This window comes from Agarilytica rhodophyticola, assembly GCF_002157225.2.
GTDB lineage: Bacteria > Pseudomonadota > Gammaproteobacteria > Pseudomonadales > Cellvibrionaceae > Agarilytica > Agarilytica rhodophyticola.
This window is the reverse complement of the sequence record NZ_CP020038.1, coordinates 4661607-4674803: the sequence shown is the minus strand read 5'-3', so window position 1 is coordinate 4674803 and position 13197 is coordinate 4661607. Positions and strand designations below refer to the sequence as shown.

4 protein-coding genes are annotated in these 13197 nt (G+C 39.1%); 3 read left to right on the top strand and 1 reads right to left on the bottom strand.

Going from position 1 to position 13197, the window contains the following annotated elements:
• Positions 1-119: 119 nt before the first annotated feature.
• Complete coding sequence (locus tag BVC89_RS19475) at positions 120-1628, bottom strand: phospholipid carrier-dependent glycosyltransferase (protein ID WP_086932799.1); 1509 nt, start codon at positions 1626-1628, stop codon at positions 120-122.
• A gap of 85 nt (positions 1629-1713) precedes the next feature.
• Between BVC89_RS19475 and BVC89_RS19470 the strand changes: the two genes are divergently transcribed.
• The 3 genes from BVC89_RS19470 (at position 1714) to BVC89_RS19460 (ending at position 13080) form a co-directional block, all read left to right on the top strand.
• Positions 1714-3636 (top strand): hypothetical protein, encoded by a 1923-nt coding sequence (locus BVC89_RS19470; protein WP_086932798.1) that lies wholly within the window; start codon positions 1714-1716, stop codon positions 3634-3636.
• A gap of 280 nt (positions 3637-3916) precedes the next feature.
• Positions 3917-4261: an ACP S-malonyltransferase gene (locus BVC89_RS19465; protein ID WP_086932797.1), complete on the top strand. Its 345-nt coding sequence runs from the start codon at positions 3917-3919 to the stop codon at positions 4259-4261.
• A gap of 107 nt (positions 4262-4368) precedes the next feature.
• Positions 4369-13080, top strand: coding sequence for an SDR family NAD(P)-dependent oxidoreductase (locus tag BVC89_RS19460; RefSeq protein WP_086932796.1), 8712 nt, complete (start codon positions 4369-4371; stop codon positions 13078-13080).
• Positions 13081-13197 lie beyond the last annotated feature (117 nt).

Below are 13197 nucleotides of genomic sequence, written 5' to 3'. Positions count from 1 at the left end.
ACTTTATGTCAGCATATTTAATGCCAAAAAAATATACGCAGAGAAAAAATATACTAACTTACCGAAACATTGTAGGTTGATCATTTTTTCGATAGCTGGCGATGAGTCAAATTTTTATTCTATGGGTGCCAGCCAAAAAAACGTAAAAACCACAGAAGATCGCTTCCATACCAGTTAACACCGTAAGTAAGCGGAGTAATTAATAAGAATATCCCGCCCGCAAGTGTGATTAACCCCACTGCCCACCTATTTTTATTCGGCAATTGATCGATAAAAAACGCTAACAGCAAAATGGCGAAACAGAGGCTTGTGAGGTAGTGATACATAAACATGACCCTATTGACCATGGCGAAAGGCAATAAATTTGCACTAAAACCGGTCATGAGAATCCAAAATGCCTCTTTACGAAGCCCAAGATTAAATTTCAATTGACCGACAATAAGTGCAATGACAGCCAGAGCACTTAGCCACCAAACAGCCAGGTTGCCAAGCAAGTATATTCTGGCGCCATTGTTGTACCAATAGTAGAGAGGCTTACTCATCAGAGGCCAGGTATACCATTTACTCGCATCAGGGTGAGATTGAGATAAGCCTTGATTGGTAAAATACATGGTGCGGTTGAGTTCAACTAGCTTTTGCCAGAAGTTTGGCTTCTCTATCTCAGTAAAGCTGATTTGGCACGCAAGTTTCTCTGACGTTTTAACTTCAGTGTCTGGTGTATTAATACCTAAGGAGTGGCGATAGTTAGGAGGGCAGCTGAACTGGCTAATTAGGCTTTTGGCACCATAATAGCGACTACCCTTAAGTGTGGCTTGAAAGCCAAGGGTCATAAATTGATCGCCTTGGTGATGAGAGATAGGGAGTAGGTTGAAATGTATATAAAATACGCTGGTATAGGTTGCCGCAGTAATTAATATAAAGAGTTTACCTTTGAGTGCTGGCGTTATATTCCAACCCTTGGCCCACAGCAATTTTATCCAATCAATGATCATCACTAAGCCAATAAGCCCTAAAAATGATACGCCAATCCATTTAATGGAAATGCTGCACCCGGCCAATATTGCCGATGATACCAGTAGTCCCCAGTGCTGTTTTTTTCGATAAAGTAAAAAAAGATATAGGCTGGAAAAACCAAAAAACAGCAGCATGCTATCTAAGAGGATCAGTTTCGACTGAATAAGGTAGGCATTATCAAGCACGATAAAGGCGCCGGCGACAATAGCTGATGCCAGGCTCATATTGAGCGTTCTGGCAATGAGAAAAATAATGACCGGTAAGCAAGTGCCTATAAACGCTGGCAAACTGCGCATTGCCATGTAGGTATCGCTCGGGTAAGGCGTGCTTATTGCTCTAACGATATCTTCCGGTGCAATCCCCCCAGATGGCAGTGCGCTTAGTGCAAGTAACAGCTTACCAAGTGGAGGGTGAATGTCATAATAGTATTGACCTGTATAATAGAAGCCAGCAAAGTAATTAAAATGCACTTCATCAAAAACAGCGGAGTTTGGGTGCCCAAGCATGAACCATCGCGTGATGGATGCGAAAATTAACAGCATCAAAATAGCGAAGCGATCCGGGTATTGTTGTATCCAGTTGTATATTTTATTGTCAATCAGAGTGTTAGACATAAGAAGATTTTGTTTTTATTTTACCTTGAGGTGTATTTAATATAAGGTGCAACGCATTTATTGAGCTTAAGATAAGTTTACCGCAATGGAATATATCATAGCTATCTATGCCTTGTTGTTAACATATTTACAATATACCTTTGGTTATGTTTTGGTCGTTCGAGGCCAGAGCATATTATCATCCATCAGTGATACTGCCAGTATTAGCAACTCCAGTTTTAATAAGCCCGATATAAAAGCTGTTAACTACGTACCATTTATCTGGCTGCTGGGTTTACTGTTTCATATTACTTTTGTTTTTCTGCTAAAAAGCTTAGGTTTGCCATGGCCTATAGCGGTATATCTTCCTTTTGTTTTGCAATTGTTTTTTTTGCACAATGTCCGTGACGCAATTTCTATTTTTAATAACTCAATAAGAAAAATATTCACCCTACCTTTTATAGCTTGGCTGCTTGTCCAATTGGCGCTTGCTGTTTCATTATTCTCAGCTCAAGACAGTATACGAACATACTGGGTAAACAATTATGGTGACTTGGCTTTTCATCTTGGGATGATTCATCACTTCACTTTACAAGGAGATTTTCCGCCAGACTATCATCTATATGCTGGGCAGACTTTATCTTACCCATTCTTCGTAAATCTATGGACTGCGATGTTGTGGTGGCCCGGTGAGTCATTGAGCGCATTGAAAGGAGTGTTTGTCGTTCAGTGGGTACTGCTTTGGTCTTGTGTCTATTATTTCCTAAGTTACAGAAAAGCGTTTTTTTTGCCTTGGGTGCTCCTGCTTGGTGGTGGCAGCTACTTTGCGATAATAGAGCAACCACAAACATATTCCTGGCGTTTAATTGGTGAAGGTTATCCTTGGACCACATGGTTGAGCACTATCTGGGTAACCCAGCGCAGTGCGCTAATGGGCTTAAGCTGTTGCCTTGCTTCATGTGCTTTGGTGTTTAATCTACATCGCTTTTCCAAGCATGGCGCTATGCACATGGCGTTTGCTGGTATTATCCTAGGCTTGATGCCTTTGGTGCATACCCATTATTTTGTTTTCACTTCGGTATTTTTAGGCGCCTATTTATTTTATTCTGTGTTGCCGCTGATTTTTTCAAGAAGCTTTGCTTCTTTTCCTAAAGGGTACTTATCTCTTATTAAGCATCCGACCAGTATTTCATTTCTATCGCTATTTTTACCGGCTTTAGTTGCTGTCGCTTTTTTCCCATTTTTATTGGGTAAATCCGGTATGACTAGCGTTATGCTGGGGTGGTCTGTACCACTGCAAAAGCCCGGATGGGAGTCTGTCAATACTAGTTTTAGCATGTGGATGTCTAATGCTGGTCAGTGGTTTATTGTATTTTTAGCGTTGTGGTGGTTAACCAAAAAACATCTTATTTTCATCTTGTTAACGCTTTTGTTTGTTGTCGCTAACGTTATTAAATTGGCGGTATGGGAGTGGGATCAAATTAAAGTGTTTTTAGTGATATTCAGTATTTTCGCTATGGTGTGGAGTATTTATATTAACGATAGTGGGTGGAACCTCAAAACTATTGCGTTGAATACTATGTTTACCCTTCTATTAATTGGGCCTGGTAGTTATGAAGTCTGGCGTTTATGGCAAGCAAAAGAAAATTATGAAATATATGATAAGAGTAAAGTCGCACTGGCCAAGTTGATTCAAGAAACAGTGCCTGAAAAAGCTATCATTGCAAGCTCTACCGACCACAACAGTGCAGCTACGTTATCGGGTCGTTCCCTTTTTATGGGGTATCCGGGAACACTTGCTAGCCATAGTATTGCTTACCGGTCGCGCGAGAATATTCATTTGAATATTCATAGTTTACGTTTTTGTAAAAAACGTTCTGATATAGACCTTGCACTATGCCCTGAATATATTGTTTGGGATCATTCTGCGAGAAAGTATTGGCATCGTGTTACGCCTGGTGAAGGTTTTGAAAAAATCGCTGTGACAAAAGATGGGTTTTACAGCATATACAGAATCTTACCTGATTAATAGTTGCTCTAATTAAATTATGCCTGCTGGAGCATATTTTGAATTATTATTTAGGTTTAGGCGTTGTTTTCCCTACCCAATTCAAATACAAAATCAAGATAAAAATAGACAACTATTAGTTGTTTTGATCTTGGCATATCTTTAATTTTTATCATCACTATTCATCGGATAGGATAGAGACTTCTCATAACTGATGATCTTGGTATTTACAACGCTAAGCCACGCATATTTTGTAACCTACTAAATCCTTACTACTTAGTAATTAATTTTAGAAGAAAAAATGACGATATATCTATTTCCTGGGAGGGACTCACTACTTAAGGGAATGAGATGGATATTGTTTAATTCTTTTCCGGAGCAGACAGATATAGCAAGCGATATTCTTAGTTCTTCTATTAAGGGTATTTGCTTTTTTGATAGATATGGATATTTGAGTAGTGCAAATTTTTTTCGGTCTGTATCGTATGTTGTCAAATTCTTAAGTTATCAACAGAGAGTAATCCAAAGCTCGGATGATCAACCAGATTTTTTATTAGGTCATAGCTTGGCTGAAGTTAACGTGCCACCAGCATTTGATGCTATCAGTTTTGACGATGTTATACAGCAGTTGTTTTTCTTTGGATGAAATTCTTTTAGTAAAATAAATACCATTTAAATAAGCCCGATTAACTGTCTTTTACAAAGGCTGTTGAAGTCAAAGTTTTTTTAGGTAAATTATTAGATAGCTAGATTATGAAAAAAAAGATCAATTATCGATTGAATAATGTTAATAAAAATGAAAAAGATATAACACAACAAATAAACCCCTCAAATGATATAGCCATTATAGGTATGGCATGTCGATTCCCTGAAGCCGAAGATCTGGAGCAATTCTGGCTAAACCTAGAGCAAGGTAGAAATAGTATTCGTGAAATTCCTTCAGAGCGCTGGGATTGGAGAGCTTATCTAGGTGATCCGCAAACAGAAGATAATAAAACCAATAGTAAATGGGGTGGTTTTATTGAAGGTATGGATGGATTTGATGCAAGTTTTTTTAAGTTATCTCCTAAAGAAGTAAAGTATATGGACCCTCAACAAAGAATTATGCTAGAGCTTTGTTGGGCATGTTTCGAAGATGCGGCTATAGCACCAAGCCACTTAACAGGAGAAAATATAGGCGTTTTTTTAGGTGCTTGTAACTATGATTACAAAGAACTTCAAACCAGCAGTAGGCATAATATCGAGGGCCATTCTGCAACCGGCACATACACAACTATTATCCCGAATCGTATCTCCTACTATTTTAACTTTCATGGTATGAGTGTGCCTATCGATACAGCGTGTTCCAGCTCTTTAGTTGCGCTACACCAAGCAGTTAACGTTTTAAACAATGAAGAATGTAAGATGGCTTTGGTTGGAGGGATTAATGTTTTATCTACGCCAACAAGTTATATTTCGTTTAGTAAAACTGGTATGTTATCTCCTACCGGGCAGTGTTATAGCTTCGACGAAAATGCCGATGGGTACGTGCGTGGAGAGGGGGCGGGTGTCGTTTTGTTGAAGCCGCTGCAAAATGCTATAGAGGATGGTGATAATATACTTGGAGTGATTAAAGGCTCGGCCGTTAACCATGGCGGAAAGGCGAGAACATTAACTGCCCCCAACGCTTTTTCTCAGTCTCAGGTTGTCAGCAGTGCAATATTAAAGGCCGGCATTCATCCTGCAACCATAGATTACGTTGAGGCCCATGGTACAGGAACACCTTTAGGTGACCCTATCGAAGTGCAGGGGTTAAAACGAGCATTCAATGCCGTACAAAAAACTAAATCTTTATCGCCACTTCCTGATGCATATTGTGGTCTTGGTTCAGTAAAAAGTCAGATAGGACATTTGGAATCAGCGGCGGGAATCGCTGGTTTAATTAAAGTATTGTTGAGCATTAAACACAAAAAAATCCCTGCTACACAAAACTTCCATCGTTTAAACCCTAAAATAAAATTGAAAAATAGTCCATTCTATATTGTAGATAAAATGCAAAATTGGCCTGCAAAGAAAGATGAACAGGGACAAGCTATTCCACGCCGCGCTGGAATAAGTTCTTTTGGTTTTGGTGGAGTAAATGCTCATGTTGTAGTAGAAGAGTATTTGCCACAGGAAAATCCCTTACACGACACTATGGATCAGCGTGTTGCCAAGATGATCTTGCTTTCTGCTAAAACAGAAGAACAATTGCACAAAATGGCGGAAAGGTTACTATTGCATCTTTCCCATGCCCCTAAATATGACATTAGCCGCATCGCCTATACTCTACAGGTGGGGCGAGAGGCGATGGATAAAAGATTGGCTTTTTTAGTGGAGTCACATGAAGAGTTACTCAAAAGGCTATCTGAATATGTTTCGGGCAACAAAGAAAAATCTGCTTGTTACGAATCTCAAATCAATAGTGATTCTGAAAAAAATGATGTTTTTTTAGACAAGGAACGCTTACATGATTTTGTTAAAGAGTGTGTTAAAGAAAAAAAATACTCTAAATTGCTGACTTTTTGGGTTAATGGTGCGGATATTGACTGGAAGGCTTTTTACGATAAAAAATCTATTTTACCGGTAAACTTGCCTACTTACCCATTTGCCAAAGACCGTCACTGGTTGACACAAGAATTGTTAGCAAATCCTAAAGAAATCCTTCGTAAAACTCTTCATCCGCTAGTGCATGAGAACGCTTCGAATTTATCCGCGCTATGTTTTAGTGCAAGCTACAGCGGAGATGAGTTTTTCTTTAAAGATCATGTGGTGCAGGGATATAAAATTTTACCGGGCGTGGCTTACTTGGAAATAGCTAGGTTTGCACTTCAACGATCCGTTACTTTTAAAGGTAGAAAATTACAATTAAATAACATTGTATGGCGACAAGCTCTAACCGCGAATGAAAGTAAGCGTCAAGGCCTTCATATCGTTATAACGAATAATAACACTGATATTCTGAGCTATAAGATTTATAGCCACGCTAAGAATAGTAGCGATGAAGGGTGTAAGCTGGATGTTGATAATCAAGAGGTTGATAGTGAAGTAGTGCACAGTGAAGGCAAGGCTATTTTTATAAACAGTAGCCATCCGGAACCACTTATAATTCAAGACATAATAGACTCTTATCACCGAGAATTATCATCTGAAGAGTGTTATGCTCAGCTTCGTCAACTCGGATTCGATTACGGTCCAGCTTATCAAGGCATTGATTGTATTTATCGCAAAGATCACGGCTTACTTGTCAAGCTCTCATTACCTACAGGTCTTGTTGCTGATCAGGAAATGTTTTTTTTGCATCCTAGCATAATGGATTCTGTATTGCAGGCAGCTTTGTTTATCGACTCATTATCAATATTAACGCCAGTCATACCATTTGCATTAGAAAGTATTACTTTGTTCCATCCCACATCAGAAAAAATGTGGGCCCTGGTTAACTATGAGCAAAACTATTCATCCGATGCTCATTTAAAAAAAATAGCTATCGACTTATACAACCATCGTGGTGAAGTTTGTGTGCAATTACGAGGTTTATTATTGAGAGCTATACCAGGCCAGCTAACAGTTACCGAAGAAGCAGGTAGGTCGCGTAATGATACAAAAGTTTTTAACTCTTCGACTAAAGAAAATCAGCTTACACAAGCTCCCACAATAAAAAATGATGATAGTAAACTCGCATTTCTGCAAGCCGTCACTGATTTCATTAAACATCAGTTAGCGGATGTATTAGAACTACCTTTTGATCAAATTTCAGGACATCAGCCATTGGAGAATTATGGGATTGATTCGCTGATGTCTATGAAAATGATTGATAAGCTGAAAAAAATATTCAATGACTTACCCAGTACGTTGTTTTTCGAATACCAGACATTAGATCAACTTAGCCAATATCTTGTCGCTACATACTCCACATCAGTGTTACAGAAAATAATACCAAGAGATATATTTGCGCCGATAAAAAGTTCTGATCAGGAAATGGCTGCTGTATCACCCGCTGCATCGGTGCCAGAGCATGATAATCGAACCATTAAAAAATGGCATAGTGACTTACCTCAACGCAATAAAAAACACAGTATTGACACTACGTCGCAGGTAGATCCTTTAGATATCGCCATTATTGGCGTATCAGGGAGATATCCGCAATCGGATAATATTGATGAGTACTGGAGTAATTTATGTAAAGGTAAGGATTGCATTACAGAGGTGCCCGCACAGCGCTGGTCTTGGCAAGAGTACTACAGCCAAGATCGCAGCGAGGTTGGACGTCACTATAGTAAGTGGGGTGGTTTTGTTAATAACGTCGACAAATTTGATCCACTATTTTTTAATATTTCACCGCGAGAGGCTGAGATTCTAGATCCACAGGAGCGATTATTTTTAGAAGAGGTATGGAAGGCAGTGGAAGATGCAGGTTATACACGTCAAAAACTGCAACAAGTAGGCAACGGGGGGGAAGTCGGTGTTTATGTTGGTGTAATGTATAGTGAGTATCAACTGCTGGCTGCACAATCTTCTACTACTGCGGCGGCTTGGAATAGTCCCGCTAGCATTGCTAATCGTATCTCCTACGTGTTTGATTTGCATGGGCCTAGTATGAGTATTGATACTATGTGTTCAAGCTCACTAACTAGCTTGTATCTTGCCTGTCAAGATTTAAAGTATAACCGCACGCACATGGCCATTGCTGGTGGTGTTAATCTCAGTTTACATCCCAATAAATATTTACTATTGAGCCAAGGACAATTTATTTCGAGCAAAGGTCGCTGTGAGAGTTTTGGGCAGGGCGGGGAAGGTTATATCCCGGGCGAGGGTGTCGGTGCTGTGATATTGAAACGGCTAAGTGATGCCAAACGTGATGGCGATAATATTTATGGCGTCATAAAAGGGATGCATATAAATCATGGTGGAAAAGTGAATGGTTATACTGTACCCAACCCCAATAGGCAACAAGAAGCGATTGAGCAAGCACTTCAGGAAGCCCATGCTGACCCGAGAACAGTGAGTTATATAGAGGCTCATGGCACTGGCACGAAACTTGGCGACCCTATCGAGGTTAGAGGTCTAACTAAGGCGTTTTCTCAACAATCACAAAAACAATTTTGTGCTCTCGGATCGGCTAAGTCTAATATCGGTCACTGCGAAAGTGCTGCAGGAATTGCAGGTTTAACGAAAGTATTATTACAACTTAAATACAAAAAAATTGTTCCTTCTTTACATTCTAGTACTCTAAATTCTAACATCGATTTTTCTAGCACACCTTTTTTCGTTAATCAAACGTTGAGAGATTGGGATGCGCCTGTTATTGATGGTATACCATATCCTAGGATTGCAGGCTTATCATCTTTTGGTGCGGGTGGATCAAATGCTCATATGATTGTGGAAGAATATAATAAACCTTTTGCTAATCATCTGGACAACAATATAGATCAAGCAAATATTATTGTTCTGTCTGCTAAAAATTATGTTCAGCTGAATAAGATCGTGACTAATTTGGCGCGTTACTTATCGAAGTGCAGTCATATGCTTAGGCTTAAGGATATTGCTTATACTTTGCAATTAGGTCGTGAAACGATGAGCGAGCGTTTAGGTTTTATTGCCTACTCACATCAGTCCTTAATAGCATCGTTAGAAGAATATCTCGCCGATGCGAGAGATAAGAATACCAAGTTTTATCGTTCTGCAAAGAGTAATAAAAATAGTGAAATACTCGATTTGTTAGTTCAAGATGAGGATATTGAAACAGCTATTAGTACTTGGCTTATTAAAGGTAAGTACGATAAAGTGCTGACGCTATGGGCGCAAGGGTTAGATGTGGACTGGTCGGCTCTACACGATCACACAGATAGTCAACGAATTAGCTTACCCACCTATCCGTTCGCAAAAGAGCGCTATTGGATTGTTGACAATAAGCATTCAAAACCTGAAACTTCCGCCAAAACACTTCATCCTCTATTGCACGAAAACACTTCTGATTTTTCGGGCTTAAGCTTTACTTCTAGATTTCAAGGAACTGAGTTTTTCTTTAAATCTTGTGCAGACAAAAAACTTTCTTATCTTTCTAATATGGCCTATCTGGAAATGGCATATGTGGCTGTACACAATGCTTATCAAAATGAGGGTGCACATTATGCTTTGCAGTTAAATGATGTTGTTTGGCGGTGCGAATCATGCCCGCCAGAAGATCAATATAATGAATTATATATTCGCTTGGTTCCAGATAATAAAGAAGTAACGGCTTACTATATTTATCGACGGATTAATAAAACCACATATAATACAGAAACGAGAAAGGTCGCTGATAATGAGGGTATGGCGACCATATTGACTATTGATGAGCAGCCGAAGCTAAATTTATTGGCTATACGTTCTCGTTTGCAGGAGCGAGTGTTAAATGCAGCACAATGTCAGCAGTTATTGCAGCAACGCGATGCCCATACTATAGGAGACGGAGATAAAACGGACATTGAACTAATGTACTGTGGTGATGAAGTTTTGGCAAAAATAGCATTGCCTTCTTCTCTCCAGTCAACTGCAGGCGTATATACGTTGCATCCATTGTTAATCGATCTTGCACTAAAGGCATACTATGGCCTAAGCCATTCAAACATGCCTGAACTTGATTTTCCATTGAGCTTGGATCAAGCGACTATTTTCCAAGCCTGTGAAGTAACTATGTGGGCTTGGGTGCGCTACAGTCAAGATCATTCTACATCGCAAGGTAGAGTTGTACTTGATATTGATTTGTGTAACGACCAAGGAGTCTTATGTGCACAATGTAAAGGTTTTTCATTTAGCGTGGCAGAAGCCAGTTCAAATACACTAACGAGTAGAAACACTAATTATTTATTATTACGACCTACTTGGCATGCAATGGAGGCAACACAAAACATTAATAACACACTGCTTGTGAACTATAGTGAACACCATGTATTTTTATGTGGTCTTGACTTGCAGAAGTCAGATACTGCCATAAGCTTTATCCAACATGAATTTACAACAGTAACCCATGCATCAACAATAATCGAAGCCAAAGGGTTCATTACCGTAGCCCAACAGTTATTTGACAAAGTTAAGCAAGTTCTTCAAAGTAGGCTCAAGAAAAAGACTTTATTTCAAGTTGTTGTGGCTTGCGATCACATGCCACCTGTTTTTTCTGCCTTAGTTGCTTTGCTTAAAACTGCTCAGTTGGAAAATCCATTATTTATCGGCCAGTTAATAGAAGTAACGTCCGATATAAACATGCAAGATCTCGTTGGTAAGCTTGAGGAAAATAAGCTATATCCTGATCATAAGATGATTCGTTACCAGCGTGATAAACGCTTGGTTCAAGGCTTTGAAAAAATATCACTCCCCCAAAATACATCTGCCAATAGTCGCTGGAAACATAATGGTGTTTACTTAATTACTGGAGGGCTAGGAGGTTTGGGTTTTATTTTTGCAAAGGCAATTGCAACAGCGACTTCACAAGCCAAGTTAATTCTGACAGGGCGCTCTAGTTTGACTAAAGAGAAAGGAGAGCTATTGTTGGATGAGCTAAGCAGTTTGGGGGCAGTGGCTGATTACCAGTGTGTAGATGTTAGTAATGAGCTAGCGGTTAATACATTAGTTAAAACTATACAGGAAAAATATGGTGAGTTAACCGGTGTTATTCACAGTGCAGGTATAACAGATGATAACTTTATTATTAATAAAACCTCAGACGCTATCGATAAAGTAATGGCCTCGAAGGTATCTGGCACATTCTATTTAGATGAATCCACTCGAAATATCCCCTTGGATGTATTTATTTTATTTTCCTCTGTAGCGGGGGCGATGGGAAATTTAGGACAGTCTGATTACGCAATGGCGAATGCATTTATGGACGCTTATGCTGACTATAGACAAACGCTTGTTGCTAACAACCAGCGCTTCGGACAAAGTTTATCCATTAACTGGCCACTGTGGAAAGAAGGGGGCATGAAGGTTGATAAAGCAACAGAGGATATATTGAGGAAAAATACCGGTATGTTGCCTCTGGGGACTGCCGATGGTATTGATGCTTTACAACAAAGTTTGTTCTTAGACTGTACGAGTACAATGGTGTTATCTGGTTATGAAACCGAATTATTACAATGGGTTCAAATTGAAGGCGCTGGAAATATTGTATCGAATGCAGCGTTAGAAAGTGCTGTTTCGTTATCTCACGATAATCAACAGTATCAAAAAATTGCCCATATTTTAAAACGCCATCTATCGGCAATTCTAAAACTCCCTTATGAGAGTATAGAAGATGACGAGTCGCTCAGTGTATATGGCACTGACTCAATTATGAGAATGCAATTAATTGCTGCATTAGAGAATGATCTTAGGGTGACTCTGCCCAAAACACTACTCTATGACTATCAAACAGTACGCGAAATCAGTGAATACTTGGTTAGTTCAAACTCATCTGAATTGATAGCTCTACTTGCTAAATCAGAAGTAAAATATACTGAGCAGGCTCAATCAGAAACAAATAGTCAGGTAAATAAGTTTTCTGAATTGGTCTTATTTAATCATAAAGCTAAGGGTAGGCCTATATTCTGGATACACCCGGCTATAGGAAGTGTAGAGCCTTATGGTGTTATTGCATCAATATGCGAGCGACCATTCTATGGTATCCAAGCACCTGGTTGGAAAACTGATAAAGCTGTTTTAAAAGGTATTGCTGCGATGGCGAGCTACTATACCGAAATTATTCAAAGTGTTCAGCCAGAAGGGCCTTACGATTTGGGGGGCTATTCTGTAGGTGGGCTAATTGCCTATGAAATAGTGCGTCTTCTTCAAACTCGTGGACAACAAGTAAATAGTATAGTTATGCTTGATACTTTCCATTCGGATTATAACCACCTTATTAGAGATGATTACTCTAAAAAAAGTTTAGTGCTAGTGTCTGTAAACACAGTACTTGCTTCTATGGTAGGTGAAAGCTTGGATAATACCGAAAGACTAACATTTCATCGCGATGAATTGGATATTGATTTCAATGATGAAAACTATTTGCAAACATTGGTTGATCTAGTTGATAAACGTGGTTTGAATATCGCTAAGGAGCAGCTATATCGCAATCTTAGTCAAGCTATTGATATTTTTGCATCTTATGATATCAATCCCTATGAAGTTATTCCTCTACCTAAACCTGAGGTTGTTGATTGCTATTATTTTCGCAATAAGAGTGAGTCTTTTTGGGGAGAGGCTTCAGGCTATTATGTTGCTAAGAGCGATGAATTGTCGTTAAAAGGTGTTGACTATTGGAGTGATTGGCAAAAGGTACTCCCTAACTTTAAGCTGACCCACGTGGATTCATCGAGCCATTTAACATTGTTATCTGAGCCAAAAGCCTACGATGTTATTATTGAGTGCTGTCTAATGTTGTATAAAAAAGAGTCTGTTTGTCACTCGTCTACTGATTCAGTTCCTGCATAAAGTGTTAACTGCTAAAAAGTAATGCTTGATCATGTTTATTTGGAGGTTTTTTACGTAAAAAGCCTCTGATTGAGATAGTAGTTCTGCTCACTTAATACTATTGGATATTATTTTTTA